This window comes from Maricaulis maris, assembly GCF_003634045.1.
Taxonomy (GTDB): domain Bacteria; phylum Pseudomonadota; class Alphaproteobacteria; order Caulobacterales; family Maricaulaceae; genus Maricaulis; species Maricaulis maris.
Map to the genome: position 1 here is coordinate 1 of NZ_RBIM01000003.1, position 18,153 is coordinate 18,153.

Consider the following 18,153-nt stretch of genomic DNA (forward strand, 5'->3'; position numbering starts at 1 on the left):
ACCCGATAACCGAAGGACAATCAAATCGCCGCCCCGGCCAAGGAGGGCGGTGTTTAAGCCGCCCCAAGTTTGAAGTCAATCACGTTCTTCAGGGTCTTGCAGAAGCTTTTCAGTAGTCCGAAAACCGGCGAAAAATTCTCTGCCCGGAGCGTGTGTTTGACGCGCCGACCTGACTTAGAAAAACGACAAGACCTCGTATAATAAGCAAACGACGCTGAACCGCAAGAGGAAAACCGCTGCGGCAGCGCCGGTGTGAGCGGGGTTCTACAGGACGCCGCGCAGGACGCAACCCCCTGATGCGGATATTCCTGCAGTGCGCCGCGGAGCGTCCCGCCATCCCCCTGTCTGGCAAGACATTCCGCCGTGTGCAGAATTTATTTTTCGCCATCGCCAAGGTCATGCCCGGGCCCGATCAAGGCCGGCTGGCTGGCCTGATGACCGCGCGAGCGGCCCTACCCGGGCAGGCGCCTTGCCTGATTCCACAGACCGGCGCCGCGTGTCAGGAACGGATATAGGCCTGCAGGGCTGCGGTCTCGGCCTCCATGTCGGCAATCTTGGCCTTCACGACATCGCCGATCGAGATAATGCCCAGCAGCGCATCGCCATCAAAGATGGGAACATGCCGGACCCGGCGCTCGGTCATCAACACCATCAACTCGTTGAGTCCGGCATTGCGCCCGGCGGTGACAAAGGCCTGGGTCAATGCGTGGGCAACCGGCCGGTGCAGGCAGGCCGCGCCGTTGAGCGCCATCTCGCGGACAATGTCACGCTCGGACAGGACCGCGACCGGCCGCCCCTGCCCGTCTTCCACCAGCAAGGCCCCGATCGCGTGCGCGTCCAGCAATCGCGCCGCTTCCTCAAGGGTCGCCATTTCACCGATCGTGATCACGTCACGGCCCTTGCCTCTCAGTATCGCCTCAACAATCATTTTTCGCCCTCCCATCAGGATGAAGTTGCACGATACCACAAAACCGGCTGGCAAGCGCGCCCGCAAACGATCGCGCCGGACCAACGATGCGCTGATGTGAATCAAGCTTTCGTGGACAGGCGGTCCGGCCTCCGACACCTTCGTAGGGAGGAACCGGCTTGAGGAAGAGCCGGGACAGTCGGGAGCGCAAGTGATGGGTTACAGGCACCGCCTGACACGGGATCTCGACCGCTGGATCGCGGCCGGCCTGATCGAGACGGACAATCGCGACGCCATTCTCGACACGGTCGGGCCCCGGATCGGAGGTGCAACGGCGCTGGGCGCGTTGACCGTGCTCGGCGCGGTCCTGCTCGGCCTGTCAGCCTTGAGTTTTGTCGGCGCCAATTGGGAGGCCATCCCGCGCCTGGCGCGTTTCGGCGTTTTGCTGGCGGCGCTGTGGGCCAGCCTGCTGGGCAGCGGCCTAGCCTTCCAACGCCAGGCGCCCCGGCTTGGACATGCCCTTGCCGTACTCGGCCTGGCCCTGTTCGGCGCGGCGATCCTGTTGACCGCGCAGACCTTCAACATGACCGCCTTCCGCAATACCGCCGTGCTGATCTGGGCGGTGGCGGGCGGCGGGCTGGCCTGGCAGCTCGGGTCGCGTCCCGTCCTCATACTGGCGACCGGGCTGGGCGCCCTGTGGGCCGGGCTGGAAGCGGCCAATCCCTTCGTCGACGGGGCCATCTGGCTCTATTTGCCGGTAGCCACCGCCAGCGCCGTGCTCGCCACCCGGCTGCGCTCAACGGCGTCGATGCACCTGGTTGCCCTAGCTTTGGTGTTGTTGATTGCCCACGCCTTGTATCTTTGGCAGGCGGCCCATCCAACCGGACACCTGGCCCTGCAATCCGCCGCCACGCTGGTCTTCGGGACTGTCGCCCTTGCCGCCGCCAGCCTGCGCGACCGCAAGCTGGCCGGCGCTGGTGTCATCGCCGGCTGGATGACGGTGGTGACCCTGCTGGCCGCCTTCCTGGTCCAGATCCCGCTGGGCGGGCATGCGGCTGACCGCGAGCTTGTGACCGGCGCCTACGCGATGATCGCCGCCCCGGCCATGATCGCTATTGCCCTGCTGATCCTGTGGCGACGCCTGACCGGGGCCTTGCGCAATTGGGACGCGGCCAGCCTGGTTGCGGTCGGCCTCGCCATCGCCGCCCTGCCCCTGATTGCCGAGGCTGCGGACGGCTCCATCCTGCTGCGCATGGGCGTCGGCGCGCTGCTCTATGCCGCCTTCACCGCCCTGATCCTGATCGGCGAACGCCATAACAGCCTGATGGCGCGGGTTTGCGGTGTGTCAGGCTTTGTGCTGCAGACGCTCTACATCTATGCGCAGACCTTCGAGGGGCTTCTCGATACCGCGCTCTTCTTCTTTGTCGGTGGGCTGATCCTGTTTGCAGCCAGTTTCGCGCTGTGGCGGCTGCGACGGGGCAAGGCCGACGCGACAGGCGGTGACGCATGAGCCGGCCCCGTCCAAATCCACCCCGCATCGGCCCCCTCACCCATGTCGTCCTGATGGCGATCGCCATGACGGTTTTTCTGGTCATCATGCTGGTGCGCCACGAACAGGCCCGCGCCAACAGTCCGGAACTGGTGATGGCGGTCGAGGGTTATGACCCGCGGGACATGCTGTTGGGCCACTACGCGCAGCTGCGCACACCGCTTCACGCGCTCGACCCCGACAGGCTCGATGGTGACAACGCGTTTGAAGCGGGCGAGCCGATTTTCGTGACGCTCGAGATCGGCGAGGATGGGCTGGCCAGTCCGGTATCGCTCCACCGGGACCATCCCGGCACCGGCCTGGTGGCGACGGGGTATGTTCGCCATGCCGGCGACCGCGTGCGCGCGCAGTTCAACATCGAGCGCTATTATGCCGGACGCCGCGAAGCGCTGGCGCTTGAAGACCGGTTGCGCGGTGTCAGAACTGATGGCGAGCCGGAAAACGGGCCGGAAAATGAGCCGGGGAACAGCCAAGTGCGCGTCATCCTCGCCGTGCCCGCATCCGGACATTTGCTGATCAAGGGTTTCGAGATCGACGGGGAACGGCGGATCGACCGGGTCTGGTGATCAGTCTTCGGCCTCGGCAAAGACGGCGATCACCAGGGGCGTCAGGATCATGCCGCCCAGCGTGCCGCCAATATGGCCAAGCCAGCTGATCGGGATCGGCATCAGATCGCCAACCAGCCCGATCACGATATTGATCGCGATCCACGGCAAGGCGAGCTGCGCCATGCCGCGCCAGCCGCCCCGGACCCAGCCGGCCGCCGCGATCAGGCCTGACACGGCCGTTGACGCACCGCCCATCTGCACAGGTGGGCCCTGGTGAAAAAAGGCTGCCGCTGCAGCGCCGGTCACAGCGCAGGCGAAAAACAGAAAGACGAAACCGGCAGACCCGAGCAGCCCCGAGCCCAGCCGTTCACCGACCGCCCGTCCGGCTCCGACCAGAACGGCCAGGTTGATGGCAATGTGGGCCAGGCCGAAATGGATATAGGCGTGCAGCAGGAGCGGTGCGACGGGGCCCAAGGGTTGCGCCGGCAAGCGGGCACCGCGCTCGGCCGCGATGAAGACACCGGCCTCGAACATCCAGCGCTGAAATTCTGGCAAAACCTGACCGGCGAGCGAGACGCCGACAATGCTGAGCGCGATCACCAGCACCGCTGGCGGCATGGCATTGAAGACCGGCGCCTTCGGCGGAGGCGCCGCATTCCACGCCCCCCCGGACTCGTCCCGCTGCGGCACACTCATCGTCCCGACTCCCGTATCCAAGTGGCCCATTCAGGCAATCATGCGGTCAGGGCGACACGATTCCCCCTGTAGGGGAACGTATTTAGGGCAACACCCCCTTTGGCATGCCCGTTGCAACCCGTGACACAGAATTCGCGTCTAAAAGGACATGACACAATGAACACGCGCAGCTTCACCACCCTCGCCGGTGCCGCTTTTGCCCTCGCAGCCCTCTCTGCTGCGGCCCAGGCACAAACGGCAGAGACGACGGCCGGTTGGGAGCAGCCCTATGGCGGTACATCGGCCCAGGCGAGCCAGCCCTGGTCGGGTGCCAGCGCCAGCGCCGGAGCGGCGGCCCGCTCAAGCGCCGGCAATCGCGTGATCATTGACGGAATCATCCAGACCGGTGTCGGGGTTTCCACCCGGACCGGCCTGTTTGGCAGTGGCGGCGTCGGCGCAAACGCCTCCGCTATCGGCAACCAGCTCAATGTCAATGTGAGCGGCCAATGGAACACGGTCATCGTGAATTCCACCCAAATCAATAATGGCGACATCAACGCCAGCGCAACGGCCCAAGGCGATGAGAGTACGGACAATGACCAAGACTAAGCTTTTGATGGCGACACTCGTCAGCGCGCTGGCGCTGACCGGTTGCGCCACCACGGCCCGCACTGGCGGCGCCGACGGCAATTATGCGACGCCGATTGGCGGCGCCCCTGTCACGGCCAACCCGACGCCCTATTCCGAGGCGTTGGTCTGCCTGGCCAATTACGCCCGCGAGCATAATCTGCAATCGCCGCGCATCGCGGTCGGGCGCTTGGCCGACTATACCGGCCGCGCCTCACTGGAAGGCGGCGCTGCCGTCACCCAGGGCGCGTCCCTGATGGCGATCTCAGCCTTTGCCAAGGCCGGTGTGCGCCTGGTGGAGCGTTTTGATACATCGGTGTCCGAGCTGGAACTGCGCTATGCCAACAATTCGCTGATCGGCGATAATGGCAGCCAGCGCCAGATCCTCGCGGCCTCGCTACCGGGCTCCGACTATCACCTGGTCGGCGGCATTACCGAGCTCAACTACAATATCCGCTCCTCCGGCATCGACGTGCTGGGCGGTGATCGCATCGACAGTGATCCGACCGGCGTCTTCAACCGCCGCATGTGGGTAATGAATATCGGCCTCGACCTGCGCCTCAACGAGACGCGCACGATGGAGACCGTCGACGTCATCTCCTACCAGAAGCAGATCATCGGCCGCGAAATCTCGGCCGGCGTCTTTGCCTTCTGGGATGATGCGGTGATCGACATTTCCGGTGGCGGACGTTCGCTCGAGCCGGTCCAGCTGGCCGTGCGCTCGGTGATCGAGCGCGCCGTCCTGGAAATCTCGGCACAAATGTACGGCGTCGATCCGGCCGCCGCCTGCCACTATGCCGATCCGATCGGCGGCAGCACGGGCGGCCACACCAATGTCACCGGCGGCGTCAACGCCGCCAACACCTACGGTCAACGGGAGACCTCCAATGTCCAAGCGCGCAGCAATGTTGATCGCGGGCATGAGCGCCGCGACGATCACGTGCGCACCTATCTTCGCGGACGATACGACTGAGATCCTCAACGGCCAGGTCAATCTGGACGCCGCGATCTCGGTCGTGACGGAAGGTGAGACCGAACAGGCCGATGCCGCCTCCATGTCTGCCATCGGCGCCGCCAATGCGCTGACCGTAGACGTTGTCGAGCGACATGACATCCAGTCCGACCAGACCTTCTCCGGCTCGGTCGATGCCCGCGCGGAAACGCGTGCCACGATTATTGACGGCGCTGCCATCACCACCGCTTCGGCGATGGGCAATTCGGCCAGCGTGATCAATGACAATGGCATGGACGCGGCGATCAACCAGACGGCGCTGGACGGCTCGAGCGTCAATGCGACCGCGCGCCTGGAAGTCGGCAGCTATGCGATCTCCTCGGTCACCTCGGCGACGGCGTCGGCCAATGCCTTCCAAGGCACGACCTATGGCAGCGACACGTCGCTTGCCCTGCGCCAGGATAGCGGTGCCGATGTGAGCGCCGACGGCTATGTGCTCGCCCCTGATGGCGGGCTGGGCTATGCGGCCACCGTGCTCGGCGCGGCGAATGGCAATTCGGCGCAGCTGGAGGGCTATCACAATGGCCCGTCGCAAGTCGTTGATGTCGACCAGGACAATCGCGGCGCTGTCACGGCCCGCGCCCGCACCGATGCCGGTGGAACGGCGCGCACGCAAACCGTGGTCTCTTCAGCGAACGGCAATTCGGTGTGGATGCAGAATGAAAACGGCTATGCCCATATCCAGGGCGAGCAGGACAATGACGGCGCGGTCACGGCCGAGTCGGAAATCCTGGTCGGCAATTTCGACGCCGACGTGCTGAGCGTGTCGGCCGAGGGTGTCGGCAATTCCGCCATCCTCTCCAATATCGGCGCTGACGCCTTCATGGGCCTCGACCAGACCAATAATGGCGCCGTCAGCGCGCGCGCCAATCTGGACGGTGATGCCGGCGGTTCGGCCCTGGTCTCGGCGACCGTCTTCGGCAATGCTGCGACGACCTATGTCTGTTCGGAATGCCCGGTCACGGCCTGGGGCAATACCAATCAGACTAATAATGCCGCGGTCAGTTCGGTCGTAACAGGCCGCATGAATACCGGCGGCGTCCTCTCCGGCGCGGCCACCGCGATCGGCAATTCCGCCACCTATCAGACAGTGAACCCGTACACGGGCAACTGAAGAAATCCCATAGCCTTGGGAAAACCTGGCCCCGGTCGCGTGTTGTGCGACCGGGGCTTTTTTCTGGCTTGAAGGGCGGCCCGCCGATGATCCAGTTCGGCGATCCAGTCCAGTGACCCTGTCCGGTGATCAGTTGGCGATGAGTTCGAACGCCCCTTCGGCGGGGCCGTCGATGGTCGTGTTGCAACTCTCCTCATCGATGCCAGCATCGAACGGACAGGCAAACCCGTCTGTTTCGATGAAACGGATAATCAGCTCGCCACCATCCGGCACGTCATAGGTACACGCAGCACTGAGCGCGTCGTCCATACGGATGGAGTCATACGCCGAGGCTCGCGCCCGGGCGCGGCGGTTGGCGTTGCCATCAGTCGTCGTGATTGCGCATTCCATGGTGCCACGTCCGATGATCCGGATATTGATATCGGCCCCGGCAGGCTCGACGCTCGCACCAGCCTGCAGGGCCGCCAGAGCTGCGATAATTCCCGAAATTACCATTCATTCCTCCCATTGGTGATGGCGGGAATGAGTATGCCGATGCCAGGAATTAGATTCAATGATTCATGTATAATTGAATCAACAGGGAGTCCGCAAATGCTTGCCCAGCGCATCACAGACCTCGGGATGCCCCTGGCAACAATCAGCGACCAGATAGCCGATCGTGTCCGACACGGCGGTCAGATTGATCCGGTAGATGCGTTGCCGTCCCGAGGGTTCGACATCCATCAGCCCGGCCTGGAGGAAGATATTGAGGTGGGCGGACAGGTTGTTGCGCGATATCTCGACGGCATCAGCGATCTTGCTGGCCGGCATGCCCGCAGGTCCCGCCGACATCACCGTCCGGAACACGCGCAAACGGACATCATGCGCGAGGGTCGAAAGCCGTGTCGCCGCGTCGTGGTCATTCATCATATTGTCACTTCAATTATTCTTGAATCATTGAACCGGGCACGCTAAGCGGCGAGCGCCTGTGGTGCAATCATCCAATCTTGCGTGAAAATCGGGAAGAGTCATGAAGCGTTTCTGCGTATCCAAGCTGCAAACCGGCCGGTTCACCCGCCCTGCCCGGCTGCTGGCGATCATTGCGGTTTTCATGGCGGGTACCGCCGGTGCACGAGCCCAGAACGACGCATCAACCGATTTCCAGTTTGACCTTTCCGGCGAAACCCGTGCCCGTTATGAGAGCCTCGACGGGCAATTTCGCGCCGGTCGCGCCGGTTCCGACCAAGCCCTCTTCCTGCGCACACTCCTGCACGCCCGCCTGACGACCCCGGTCGCGCGCTTCGGCATCGAGCTGCAGGACAGTCGTGCCTATTTCGACGATAGCGGCACACCCCTCAGCACCGGGACCGTCAATCCGCTCGACATCTTGCAGGCCTATGTCCGCGTCGAGACACCGTCCGTCTTTGGTGACGGGTCCGACGCCCACCTCACCCTGGGTCGGCAGACCGTCAGCATCGGTTCGAAACGCCAGATCGAGCGGATCAGCTATGCCAATGTCATCAAGAGCCACACCGGCGCCTATTATACGGCGACCAGCGCGCGCGGCGACCGTTTCCACGCGCTGATGCTCGCCCCGGTGGCGCGGCACCCGGGCGACCGCGTCGCGATCGGTGACAATCAGATGTCCGGCGATGAAGAAGAATGGAACCGCACCATCTGGGCCGTCCACTACCAGCGCCCCGACCTGATTCCGGATTTCTGGCCCGGCCTGTCCGGCGACCTGTTCGTCTACGGTTTGGAGGAGCGTGACACCGACGCCAGGCCGACACCGAACCGCCATTACGTCACGCCGGGCTTTCGCCTGCATCGCGCTCCGGCGACCGGCCGGCTCGATCTCGATCTTGAAGCAGCCTGGCGGTTCGGGCGTCGTCGCGCCAGCAGCGCTGCCACCGACACCACCAATCTGGATGTCAGTGCCGGCATGCTTTTCGCGGCGCTTGGCTACACATTCGAGCATGCTTGGAAGCCGCGCATGGCGCTGGAATATTATTGGGCCAGCGGCGATGAGGACCCGAATGACGGGCGCTTCGATCAGTATGAACGCCTGTTCGGTTCCCGCCGCACCGATCTCAACAATACAAGCCTGCATGGCCCCCTCACCCCGGCCAATCTCAACGCGCCGGGTATCCGCCTCGAAGTCGCACCGGCCCCGGACTGGGACGGACGTCTCGCCTGGTCGGCCGCCTCACTCGACAGCAATACCGACCGCTGGGTCATTGCCAATCTGCGCGACGAAACTGGCCAATCCGGCAGCTTTGTCGGCCACACGCTGGACGGTCGCGTCCGCTATCACGGCCTCGCCGAAGGTCTGGAACTGGAAGTCGGCGCCTCCCTCCTCCTGCCCGGCGAGTTCGCCGACAACGCACCGGGAAGCCCCGCCCCCGACCGGACATTATTCGGCTACGCCCAAGCGACCTTCGCGTTCTGAGATAGGCCAAGGCCGAACGAGGCGGCATTCCCTCGCTCCGCTCGCGCCCCCTTCGACCTCTGCTTCGCTGCGCGAAGCTGAGCCCACTTCCCCCGAAAGCGGGGGCAGAAAGACACAGTTTATCCGCGCCCTGCACCACTTTCCTTCTCCTTGGGGAGAAGGTGCGCGTAGCGCGGATGAGGGGGAGTCCTCCCGCGATCACCGGGATTTACCCCTCACCCTGCCCCTCTCCCAAGGGAGAGGGAAAGCGCCCCCCGCAAAAAATACAGCATACTTATCCTCCCCCTCCACAGCAGGCGATAATGCCCTTGGTTTTCGAGACGGGAGGCGCGAGCTCAGTCACTTGTGCCCGGAAACGTGCGGAGCCTGTCCGCGCGTTGGATGTGACAGTCCGAAGCTCCGGCAGGGCGTGCGACCAGGTCGCGGGGCACTAAACGACCGACCCCATCTACCTGACGCATTGGAATCGGGGTGGAGACACCCGGGAAAACTCCGCGAACGGGATGTCGGCGATGTCACGTTATAAAATCAACCGGTTATCGGCATTGGCCGACATCCCGTTCCCTCCCATCCAAAACGCCAGGCGATCCCGCTGTGGCGATCCTGGCGCTTGTGGGATGAAAAAATGCCCCGACCTGAAATAGGCCGGGGCAGTCAGTGGATGATGATTTCAACGCGTCGGGCTCAGCGATAGCCGCCGACGCCACCGTCCAGCATGAGGGTCATGGAGACGGTCTGGCGACGTTCGCGTTCAACCTCGCGGCGGACGCGCTCGGTATAGTGTTCCTCACGGCGCATGAAGATCATTTTCACGCCGGGGCCATGCATGCGAAGAAGCGAACGCTCATTGCAGTTACGGCGCGGGATCTGGGTCTCGCAACGCAGATTGCCGCCGGCCGAATGGCGCAGGGCCTCGCCCTTGCGGCACATGATGGTCGGGGCCTCGTCCCAGTCATAGACACCGTCGATGACCCAGCCGATCGTGGTCTGCATCGCCGTGCCGGCCATGCAGCGGAAGATTTCACCGTCGAAAGTGGTGCCGACACGATCCTCGGCATCGACGCGGGATGCGGGATGCGGCGTGCCGTTATCGTCGACGCAGACAGCGCGCACGACGCGCCATTCCTCGACCCAGCGGGTCCGCTCTTCCTCGTAATACTCGTACTCGGACTCTTCCTCGACGCCTACCACATTGAGGCCGGTGATCGCGGTCGCCGCGGGCGCGGTCGTCATCGGCGTGTAGGAGCCACCACCGATGAAGGTCACCGCACCGGCGCCGGCCCCGGCGCTCGCGCCGGCATTGGCGTTGGCCGAGGCGTTGACATTGACATTGGTGTTCACATTGACCCGGGTCGAGACATTCACGCCGACATTGATATTGCCGCCATGGATATTGATGTTCGGGACATTGACCGTGTGGCCACCGCCATGCGTGCAGCAGGATGGCGGTGGGGGCGGCGGCGTACAGCATGGGCCGCCACCACCTCCTCCGCCGCCGCCACCTCCACCAGCCGAAGCCGGGGCGGCAAACAGGGCGAACGCAGCGGTCGCTGGGATCAGAAAAGCGTGCCGGGCTGAAACGCGCATGGTTGTGCTCCTTACGTATTGCCCCTGTCCTTGCAAGGGCAGGGCCATGTTGACGTCCCGCCCGGCAACACCGGTTTCGCCCGGTTGATGAGTGCCGCGCACGACCATTCCCGCGTGAGGCGTATGGCCCCGTTCTTGAAGCGGGACAGGCGTGAACAACGGCCAGTGTGCCGCGGTCAGCCGAAATGAAACGAGTGGAGACGTCCATGCGCCATGCGCAATCGAAAGCCCTGCATGCCTATTGGCAGACCCGACGCCAGGGCGGCGCCGCGCCGCATCGTGCCGATATCGAACCGCAGGACATCGCGCGGCTGCTCGGTCATGTCTTCATTCTGTGGCGTGCCGATCCGCAACACCATATTTTCCGCCTTGCCGGCACCCATTTGTGCGACCTCTATCAGCGTGAATTCCGCGACCAGAACTTTCTGTCACTGTGGCGCGGTCATGACCGCACCCATGTCCAGGCGGTGCTGGAAGCCTCGATCACCGGCTGCGCGCCGGCCTCACTGATCGCCCGTGCCTCCAGTCTCGACATGCACCAGCTGCCGGTGGAGATATCCTTCCTGCCGCTACGTGGCCCGTCTGGCACGATCGACCGCACACTCGGCCTGTTCCAGCCGCTCGATACGACCGACGCCTTCAAGGGGCGCCCGGTGGTCCGGACCAGCCTGCGGGAAATCCACCCGCCGGCCATTCCGGGGCATATTTTTCCCGGACTGGCTGTCGACAACGGGGCACGGATGCAAAAGGTCGCAAACGATCAGTGATCGCAAAACCTTTTTAACGCCTTTGCGCCTAGGGTGACGGCTCGCAGGAGGTCATTGCGATGCATGACGAACCCGGCCGGCTCGACCGACGCAAAATCAAGATCGCCGCTCGCGGTGCCCAGGAGCGTCGTCGTCACGCCCGGGTCCCGCTGCAGCTGCATGGCCGTTTCTGGTCAGAAGCCAATGGCGAACACGCCTGCCGCCTGATCGACATCTCGCCCGGCGGCGCGCGCATCGTTGCCCGCCTGCGCATGCCCCCAGAAACACGGATCGTCCTGATGATCGCCTCGATCGGTCGCATCGAAGGCGAGATCGTTCGCCAGGACGGCGAAGAAATTTCAATCCGATTCAACGCCCCGCTGCGCAAGCGCGACAAGCTCGCCGACGCCATCACCTGGCGTTTCAACAAGGACCGCCTGGGCCTGGACGAAGACCGTACCGCACCGCGCAAGCCCGGACGTGGTCGCGCCAAGATCTTGTTGGCGGACGGGGTGATCATCCAGGCCAATGTGGTCGACGTCTCGGTCACCGGCGCAGCGTTCGAGTGCCTTGAGCGTCCGCGCGTTGGCGAAACCCTGCGTGTCGGTGAGATGTCAGGACGTGTGGCCCGCATTCTGGACAATGGGTTCGCGGTCGTGTTCGATCCGCCTGAGGCCGCAGCATCGGGCCACGAAGCAGCTTAAACGAGTCGCAGATCGATATTTTCTTCGCCTTTCCGGGGATTTCCTCAAATGCGGCCCGATTCTTGCCGTATCCGGGTGATAGGCGGTACGTAACAAAGTGCAAAAGAGATCCGAAATGCCTCGCGATGACGGAATCGCAATGTCCTGGTTTGTGAAAGTCGAGGGTCGTGTCTACGGCCCCTATACCCCCCAGCAAATGCGCGCCTTCGTCGGTGAAGGGCGGATTGCGGCGCATTCCCAGGTCTGCCCCGAACGTGACGGCCTGTGGCAACAGGCGTCAGATATCGATGATTTCCGCGAATGGCTCGGCGAATCAAAGACGTCTCCGGAACCGGAGAAACGCGTGACACCGGGCGCCCGGCCCGCCAATTTCGTCGTCATTGCCGAAATCCAGTCCGAGAATGGCGCTGAGTTCCGCAACGCGCTGAAAGCCTATGGCGATATCGAATCGATCACCGGCAATGTCTGGCTGCTGCGCGGCCCGACGACGTCAGCGGTGCTGCGCAATGAGCTGAGTCACATTTTGGGACGCGAAGACAAGCTTCTGGTGATCGACGCTTCGCATGATCGCGCCGCCTGGTTCAATCTGGGACGCGATGCCGACCAGAATATCCGCGAACTGTGGAGCCGCGCCCACTAGGGCGCCAATCCACTTCGCGAGAGATCAATCAATCCGGCGCAGTTGCGTTTTGTGCTTTTTCCAGTTGGCGACGTAGTGGTCGGCCGAGGCTGCAAGCAGTTCGGCCATTTCCGGCCCCAGCGTCTTCATGACACGGCCGGGCGAACCGACTACCAGTGAATTGTCCGGAATTTCCTTGCCCTCGGTGATCAGCGCGTGGGCGCCGATAATGCAATTCTTCCCGACCTTTGCACCGTTGAGGATGGTCGAGCCAATCCCGATCAGACAGCCATCACCAATGGTGCAACCATGCAGCATGGCCTGGTGACCGATCGTGACTCCCTTGCCGATGGTCAGCGGTATGCCCTCATCGGTATGCAAGACTGCGCCGTCCTGGACATTGGAATTCTCACCGAGCGTGATCGGATCATTGTCGCCGCGGATAACGGCGCCATACCAGACACTCGCGCCCGGCTTGAGGACCACCCGCCCCATCACCTGTGCGCTTTCGGCGACCCAGTAACTGTCCACATCCGGCAAGGTCGGGCTCGAATCGCCCAATGCATAGATCGCCATTTCCGTCTCCCAATTTCTTTTGCGTGAAATATTCGCGACACGCTCGTTCAGAACTTCTTCACCGGGTTACACTGACACTGTAACCGCGATTCGAGACCAGCCCATTCGGTCCTGCATCGTTGTCGGCAACTCCAAGGGAGGCACCGGGTAGACGGTATGACCAGTCTGCGACCCAGCCCGCCAGGATCGTCCGGATCATCCGGATCCCTGCCCTTCGAGTCCTTCGAATCATTTCCGTTGCAAAGTGTCTTCGCCCCTCGCCTTCCGGCCGAGGGGTTTTTCATGTGTGGAGGTTCCAGCCATGGGTAAGCGTATCGTCAAGCGTCGCCAACGCGCCGAGTTCAATACATCGCATTACGAAACCGAGGAGACGAAGGTCCGCGCCCTCTTCCCCGGCACCAATTGGTCTCCGGACGCCAAGGATCCGATGCGGGACCAGCGCTTCATCAAGAATGTCAAACCCCGCTCGGACGGGCAGGCGACGCTGATGAAATCAATCGACGATCACAATCTCGTCCTCGCCCTCGGACCCGCCGGTACCGGCAAGACCTTTCTCGCCGTCGCCAAGGGCGTCGAAGCCCTAGAAGCCGGGTCGGTCAGCCGCATCGTCTTGTCCCGTCCCGCGGTCGAAGCCGGCGAATCCATCGGCTTCCTGCCCGGCGCCATGGAAGAAAAACTCGCGCCTTATCTGCGACCGCTCTACGACGCCCTCGCGGACCGTCTCAGCCCGAAAAAACTCAAGGCGATGATGGCCGAAGGCCTGATCGAGATCGCCCCGATCGGATACATGCGCGGCCGGACGCTGAACAATGCCTTCGTGGTTGTCGACGAAGCCCAGAACTGTACCTACGGCCAGCTCAAAATGCTGCTGACCCGCTTGGGCTGGAATTCCACCATGGTCGTCACCGGCGACCCGGCCCAGACCGATCTTCTGCCGGAAATGTCCGGCCTCGCCCAGATCGCCGACAAAATGGAAGAACTCGAAGACATCGCCGTCTGCCGACTGGCTGCCGAGGATATTGTCCGCCATCCACTGGTGGCGACGATGTTGACCGTGCTCTAGCCCGGCACGGCCCGGAAACGAAAGCGGCGCGGCCCATGGGTCGCGCCGTTTCTCGTGCGCCCGACATGTCGGCGTCGCACAGCACGTCTACACAGGGCCCAGATCAATCGAGGTGTTTTCTCATGTTTCGCATCACGCTCGCCGCGCTCCTTGTGCTCTTCACGATTGTCCCAGCCACCACAGCCCAAGGCCTCTACCCGCCGCACGCCCATCCTGACGAATGGGGTTTGGCCATTGTTGATGTCGAGACGACCGGGCTGGAACCCGGCACGCATGAGATGATCGATATCGGCGCGATCTACACCGATCTTGATGGCCGGGAACTCGGCCGCTTCTTTGTCCGCATTCATCCTGACCACCCCGAACGGGCCTCGGCCCTTGTCCGTGGCATGAACGGTTTCGACGAAACCCGCTGGACCGAGTTGGGCGCCCTGAGCGAAGCCGACGCGGTTGCGGCCTTCCTCGATTTCCATGACAGCACGCGCGGAGATCGGACCATGCTCTTTACCGCCTACAACGCCTATTTCGACCGCAATTTTCTCGACGCACTCCTGCGCCAGCATGGCTCGAGCTTTCGCGAGCATTTCACCTACTTCCTGCTCGACATACCGTCACTGGCTTGGGGAGCGGGCATCCCGGACATGATGAATGGCGACGTTGCTGCTGAACTGGGCTTGGAAGCGGAAACCAGTAATCCGCTGGACCATACCGGCCTGTCCGGCGCGGAATGGAATCTCGCCGTGCTGCACGCCATTCAGGCTCGCTCGCATGAGACCGGCTCAGCCGGGCAATAGCCTCACGCAACGCTTCAGTGCAGCGTCACGGCGCGGACATGATCGGGTTGCTTGCGGTAGCGCACCAATATCCGCAAGGTCAGCGGGTGCCGTGCTTCCGGGTCGAGCCCGAGCTTGATCATTTCCGCCCGGGCCCGTTCGCGAAGCCGCCTGGCACGCAGATACTGGATCGCGACAAAACCACCAATCAACAGGTAGGCGAGGTATTCTGCGACGCCGTACCAATCCGGCAGGAAAAGCCATACACACAAGGCTGCGATCGCGGCTAGGATGATGTCGAGCGGCCAGTTCTCAGACGGGTCAAAAAAGGCCAGGACCGGGAAAATCGAGCGATCAATATCGCCTTCCGGATCGATAATCGCCAGAAGCCGCTCGACCTCCGCTGACTGCGTTGCCCAGACCCGATTGAGATGGGTCATTTCGGTATAGGGTTCGGCGCCAGCCGGCAGCTCGCGATTGAGGTATAGGCAGGCGCGCATCAACCACTCGCCGTCCTGCAGGCGTCCGGCGCCGGCAAATCCCGTCATTGTGTTGTTTCTCCCGCCGCGATCCGATCCGCCAGCCAACTGGCCGCCTGGGCCGGGGTCTGACGATCAAGATCAACCCGCCGATTGGCCTCACGCATCGCGTCATCGTCAATCGATCCGATCAGCGAGGCCAGTGTCCCGACCAGCGCCGGATTCGCGGCCGCCTCCGGCGACAACAGGATCACGGCGTCATAGGGCGGCAATACCGAGCGGGGATCATCAAGGACGATCAGGTCAAACGCGGCGATCCGCCCGTCGGTCGTATAGGCCGAAATCATGTCGACCTGCCCGTCCCGCACCGCGCCATACATGAAGGCGGCATCCATCGCCCGGGTCTGCATGCCGCCGAGACCGTAGGTGTCGCGCGTCATCACCCACTCCGGGCGGGAAAAGACTTCTGCGTCACCACCGACCGTCAACCCGTTCGACACCGGTCCAAGATCGGCGAGACTGCCCACACCCAGCGCCTCAGCCCGGTCACGCGCCATTGCGAAACCATAGGCATTCTCAAACCCCAGACTGCCAAGTGCCAGGATGCCGTGTTCCGCCCACAGCCAACCTGTCATCTCTGCCAGCATGGCGTGCCGGTTGACCGGTTCGGGACGGTTCATCACGGTCGCCCAGATCGTGCCGCTATAGTCGATATAAACATCAATCTCGCCGGTCCGCAGGGCGTCGAAAGCGATTGTCGAACCCAGATTGTCGCGGCGATCGACACGGGCACCCGCTGCCGACAGCCGCTCATCGAGAAGGGCAGCAAGAATGTATTGCTCGGTGAACGCTTTCGCCCCGACGACAATGGTTTCATCATCAAGCCGGTCAGTGCCAACCCGGACCGGGTCGCCACTGCCGCCCGCCATAATCCGGTCGAAACTGACAAAGCGCGGCGCCACCGACGCTGTCAGCAAAACAACGAGCGCAATCCCGACCGCGCCGGCCAAGCCTCGGCGGCGCTCCCTGGCGGCGACTTCGAGCAGGCGGATCATCTGGTCGAGCGCGATGGCGAGGCCGGCCGCAAACAGGCAGCCGAACAGCACCGACAGCCAATTGCGGGTCTGCAAACCGGCGAAAATATAATTGCCCAGGCTGGATGCGCCGACCGGGGTCGCCAAGGTTGCCGCACCGACCACCCAGACCACGGCAGTTCGCAGGCCGGCGACAATCACCGGCAGCGCCAGCGGAAGTTCAACGCGCCACAACTGTTCGCGCGGCGTCATGCCGATGCCGCGCGCGGCATCACGCACCACCGGGTCGATGCCCTGCAGGCCGACAATCGTGTTTCGCAGGATAGGCAGGATGGAATACAGCATCAGCGCCAGAAAGGCTGGCGCATAGCCGATCGTCCCGCCAAGGAGCGGCACCATCAAAGCCAGCAGGGCCAGACCGGGTATGGTCTGGATGATACTGGCGAGATTGAGAACGGTCCCGGCGAGGCGCGGCCGCGACGCGGCGTGTATGCCAACCGGCAGGCTGATGACCAGCCCGACCAGGATCGCGGCCAGCGACAGCAAGACATGACCAGCCAGCAAGTCCGGCAATTCCGCCCAGCGTTCAGCGAGATTGGCGTTCATTGCGTCAACTCCGCGATCGCCCGAACCTGGCGCCGGGGTGTTTCCAGCAGACCGGAGACATAGTCATCCGCCGGCCGCGCCATCAGCTCGCGCGGCGTGCCCTGCTGAACGATCCGGCCAGCCCGCATCACGGCCACGTCATGCGCCATGATCAGGGCTTCGGCCATGTCATGGGTGACCATCACCGCCGCAAAGCCGAGATCGGCCTGCAATTGACGGAAATCCTGTTGCAAGCCGTCGCGCGTGATCGGGTCGAGCGCGCTGAAGGGTTCATCCATCAACACCAATTCCGGCTCGCCCGCCAGGGCACGGGCGAAACCGACCCGTTGGCGCTGCCCACCGGAAAGTTCGTCCGGCATCCGCTCACCGAATTCGCCAGGATCAAGGCGGACCAGATCAAGCATTTCGCGAACCCGCAATTCGACCCGCGCTGCGTCCTGGCCGGCCAGTTGCGGGATGAGACCGACATTGCGACGAACACTCATATGCGGGAAAAGGCCGTCGCCCTGCATCACCCAGCCGATCCGGCGGCGCAGCGCAACCGGATCCAGACCGGCAATGTCCTCACCCCCAAACAGAATCGAACCGCCTGAAGAGTTCTCCAGACGGTTGATCATTTTCAGCAGGCTGGTCTTGCCACATCCGGACGCGCCGGCGAGGACCAGAAGCCGCCCACGGGCAACCGAGAAAGACACGCCCCTGACCGCCTCGACACCGCCAGCATACGTCTTTCGGACGTCGCGGACATCAAGAACGGCTGGCGTGTCTTCGCTCAAAGATCTTCCAGGTCGATATCCAGGATGGTGATTTCGAACGAGTAGGACATTTCGCCCTCATCGATGATCTTGGACACCACGCCCAGGCACTCATCGCCAATATGGATCTCGGCGCACTCGTCCGGGCGGTTGCGGCACTGCACGACCAGCTCCGGGTTGAGCTTGGCCTGCAGGAACATCTGGAGCTTGGCGGCCTCCAGCTGGGTCATGTTCTTGTTCACGGGATATCTCTCCGGTCGCGGGATTCGAAGTCGGCGCCAACTAAGCCCATGACAGGGGGCCACGTCCAGTGCGCTGCTGTCCGTATTCCTGCACTCAGGCGTGATCCGG

General features: G+C 63.2%; 21 protein-coding genes. 11 read left to right on the forward strand and 10 right to left on the reverse strand.

From position 1 onward, the window contains the following. Nucleotides 1-499 precede the first annotated feature (499 nt). Nucleotides 500-928 carry a CBS domain-containing protein gene (locus C7435_RS05975; RefSeq protein ID WP_075189312.1) on the reverse strand — a complete coding sequence of 143 codons (429 nt, stop codon included), beginning with the start codon at nucleotides 926-928 and terminating at the stop codon, nucleotides 500-502. Between the two features lie 193 nt (nucleotides 929-1,121). Between C7435_RS05975 and C7435_RS05980 the strand changes: the two genes are divergently transcribed. Both C7435_RS05980 and C7435_RS05985 read left to right on the forward strand, forming a co-directional pair. Further along, the gene (locus C7435_RS05980) at nucleotides 1,122-2,417 is read left to right on the forward strand and encodes a DUF2157 domain-containing protein (protein ID WP_121210416.1); all 1,296 of its coding nucleotides are present in this window, start codon (nucleotides 1,122-1,124) and stop codon (nucleotides 2,415-2,417) included. After that, complete coding sequence (locus C7435_RS05985; protein ID WP_121210417.1) at nucleotides 2,414-3,022, forward strand: GDYXXLXY domain-containing protein; 609 nt, start codon at nucleotides 2,414-2,416, stop codon at nucleotides 3,020-3,022. The genes C7435_RS05980 and C7435_RS05985 overlap by 4 nt, the downstream gene beginning before the upstream one ends. Here the strand turns inward: C7435_RS05985 and C7435_RS05990 are convergent, their stop codons facing one another. Continuing rightward, nucleotides 3,023-3,700 (reverse strand): rhomboid family intramembrane serine protease, encoded by a 678-nt coding sequence (locus C7435_RS05990; RefSeq protein WP_170150354.1) that lies wholly within the window; start codon nucleotides 3,698-3,700, stop codon nucleotides 3,023-3,025. Nucleotides 3,701-3,856: 156 nt separating this feature from the next. Between C7435_RS05990 and hfaA the strand changes: the two genes are divergently transcribed. Genes hfaA through hfaD form a run of 3 tightly spaced genes read left to right on the forward strand, consistent with a single transcriptional unit; the run spans nucleotide 3,857 to nucleotide 6,432 of the window. Continuing rightward, the gene (hfaA, locus tag C7435_RS05995) at nucleotides 3,857-4,288 is read left to right on the forward strand and encodes a holdfast anchoring protein HfaA (protein WP_121210419.1); all 432 of its coding nucleotides are present in this window, start codon (nucleotides 3,857-3,859) and stop codon (nucleotides 4,286-4,288) included. Then, entirely contained in the window at nucleotides 4,275-5,279 is a 1,005-nt protein-coding gene (hfaB, locus tag C7435_RS06000; RefSeq protein ID WP_075189307.1) for a holdfast anchoring protein HfaB, read from the forward strand. Before hfaA ends, hfaB begins: the two co-directional genes overlap by 14 nt. Next, the gene (hfaD, locus tag C7435_RS06005) at nucleotides 5,194-6,432 is read left to right on the forward strand and encodes a holdfast anchor protein HfaD (protein ID WP_147422638.1); all 1,239 of its coding nucleotides are present in this window, start codon (nucleotides 5,194-5,196) and stop codon (nucleotides 6,430-6,432) included. Before hfaB ends, hfaD begins: the two co-directional genes overlap by 86 nt. A gap of 129 nt (nucleotides 6,433-6,561) precedes the next feature. On the opposite strand, the gene C7435_RS06010 is transcribed toward hfaD, so the two are convergent. Together C7435_RS06010 and C7435_RS06015 are read right to left on the reverse strand one after the other, a co-directional pair. Continuing rightward, nucleotides 6,562-6,927, reverse strand: coding sequence for a hypothetical protein (locus C7435_RS06010; protein ID WP_121210421.1), 366 nt, complete (start codon nucleotides 6,925-6,927; stop codon nucleotides 6,562-6,564). A 78-nt stretch (nucleotides 6,928-7,005) separates the two neighbouring features. Continuing rightward, entirely contained in the window at nucleotides 7,006-7,341 is a 336-nt protein-coding gene (locus C7435_RS06015) for an ArsR/SmtB family transcription factor (RefSeq protein ID WP_233350693.1), read from the reverse strand. Between the two features lie 100 nt (nucleotides 7,342-7,441). Between C7435_RS06015 and C7435_RS06020 the strand changes: the two genes are divergently transcribed. Then, entirely contained in the window at nucleotides 7,442-8,860 is a 1,419-nt protein-coding gene (locus C7435_RS06020) for an alginate export family protein (protein WP_121210422.1), read from the forward strand. Between the two features lie 684 nt (nucleotides 8,861-9,544). Here the strand turns inward: C7435_RS06020 and C7435_RS06025 are convergent. Further along, on the reverse strand, nucleotides 9,545-10,447 hold the full coding sequence (locus C7435_RS06025) for a hypothetical protein (protein WP_121210423.1): 903 nt from the start codon (nucleotides 10,445-10,447) through the stop codon (nucleotides 9,545-9,547). Between the two features lie 206 nt (nucleotides 10,448-10,653). Between C7435_RS06025 and C7435_RS06030 the strand changes: the two genes are divergently transcribed. The 3 genes from C7435_RS06030 to C7435_RS06040 all read left to right on the forward strand — a co-directional run bounded on the left by C7435_RS06030 (nucleotide 10,654) and on the right by C7435_RS06040 (nucleotide 12,537). Then, nucleotides 10,654-11,214, forward strand: a complete 561-nt coding sequence (locus tag C7435_RS06030) for a PAS domain-containing protein (protein WP_075189302.1) — start codon at nucleotides 10,654-10,656, stop codon at nucleotides 11,212-11,214. A 59-nt stretch (nucleotides 11,215-11,273) separates the two neighbouring features. Beyond that, complete coding sequence (locus C7435_RS06035) at nucleotides 11,274-11,897, forward strand: PilZ domain-containing protein (protein WP_083635004.1); 624 nt, start codon at nucleotides 11,274-11,276, stop codon at nucleotides 11,895-11,897. A 115-nt stretch (nucleotides 11,898-12,012) separates the two neighbouring features. After that, entirely contained in the window at nucleotides 12,013-12,537 is a 525-nt protein-coding gene (locus tag C7435_RS06040) for a DUF4339 domain-containing protein (protein ID WP_075189301.1), read from the forward strand. 24 nt (nucleotides 12,538-12,561) lie between these two features. Here C7435_RS06040 and C7435_RS06045 read toward each other — a convergent pair whose 3' ends face one another. Then, nucleotides 12,562-13,092 (reverse strand): gamma carbonic anhydrase family protein, encoded by a 531-nt coding sequence (locus C7435_RS06045; protein ID WP_121210424.1) that lies wholly within the window; start codon nucleotides 13,090-13,092, stop codon nucleotides 12,562-12,564. A 301-nt stretch (nucleotides 13,093-13,393) separates the two neighbouring features. On the opposite strand from C7435_RS06045, the gene C7435_RS06050 reads away from it, so the two are divergent. Further along, nucleotides 13,394-14,155: a PhoH family protein gene (locus C7435_RS06050; RefSeq protein ID WP_075189299.1), complete on the forward strand. Its 762-nt coding sequence runs from the start codon at nucleotides 13,394-13,396 to the stop codon at nucleotides 14,153-14,155. A gap of 122 nt (nucleotides 14,156-14,277) precedes the next feature. Next, nucleotides 14,278-14,949 carry an exonuclease domain-containing protein gene (locus tag C7435_RS06055; protein WP_170150355.1) on the forward strand — a complete coding sequence of 224 codons (672 nt, stop codon included), beginning with the start codon at nucleotides 14,278-14,280 and terminating at the stop codon, nucleotides 14,947-14,949. Nucleotides 14,950-14,963: 14 nt separating this feature from the next. On the opposite strand, the gene C7435_RS06060 is transcribed toward C7435_RS06055, so the two are convergent. From C7435_RS06060 to C7435_RS06075, 4 genes are read right to left on the reverse strand one after another with little or no spacing between them, the layout of a single operon-like run. Beyond that, complete coding sequence (locus C7435_RS06060; protein ID WP_121210426.1) at nucleotides 14,964-15,476, reverse strand: hypothetical protein; 513 nt, start codon at nucleotides 15,474-15,476, stop codon at nucleotides 14,964-14,966. Next, nucleotides 15,473-17,047 (reverse strand): ABC transporter permease/substrate-binding protein, encoded by a 1,575-nt coding sequence (locus C7435_RS06065; RefSeq protein WP_121210427.1) that lies wholly within the window; start codon nucleotides 17,045-17,047, stop codon nucleotides 15,473-15,475. The genes C7435_RS06060 and C7435_RS06065 overlap by 4 nt, the downstream gene beginning before the upstream one ends. Beyond that, nucleotides 17,044-17,823: an ATP-binding cassette domain-containing protein gene (locus tag C7435_RS06070; RefSeq protein WP_121210428.1), complete on the reverse strand. Its 780-nt coding sequence runs from the start codon at nucleotides 17,821-17,823 to the stop codon at nucleotides 17,044-17,046. The genes C7435_RS06065 and C7435_RS06070 overlap by 4 nt, the downstream gene beginning before the upstream one ends. Then, on the reverse strand, nucleotides 17,820-18,044 hold the full coding sequence (locus C7435_RS06075; RefSeq protein WP_121210429.1) for a DUF3126 family protein: 225 nt from the start codon (nucleotides 18,042-18,044) through the stop codon (nucleotides 17,820-17,822). Before C7435_RS06075 ends, C7435_RS06070 begins: the two co-directional genes overlap by 4 nt. Nucleotides 18,045-18,153: the final 109 nt, after the last annotated feature.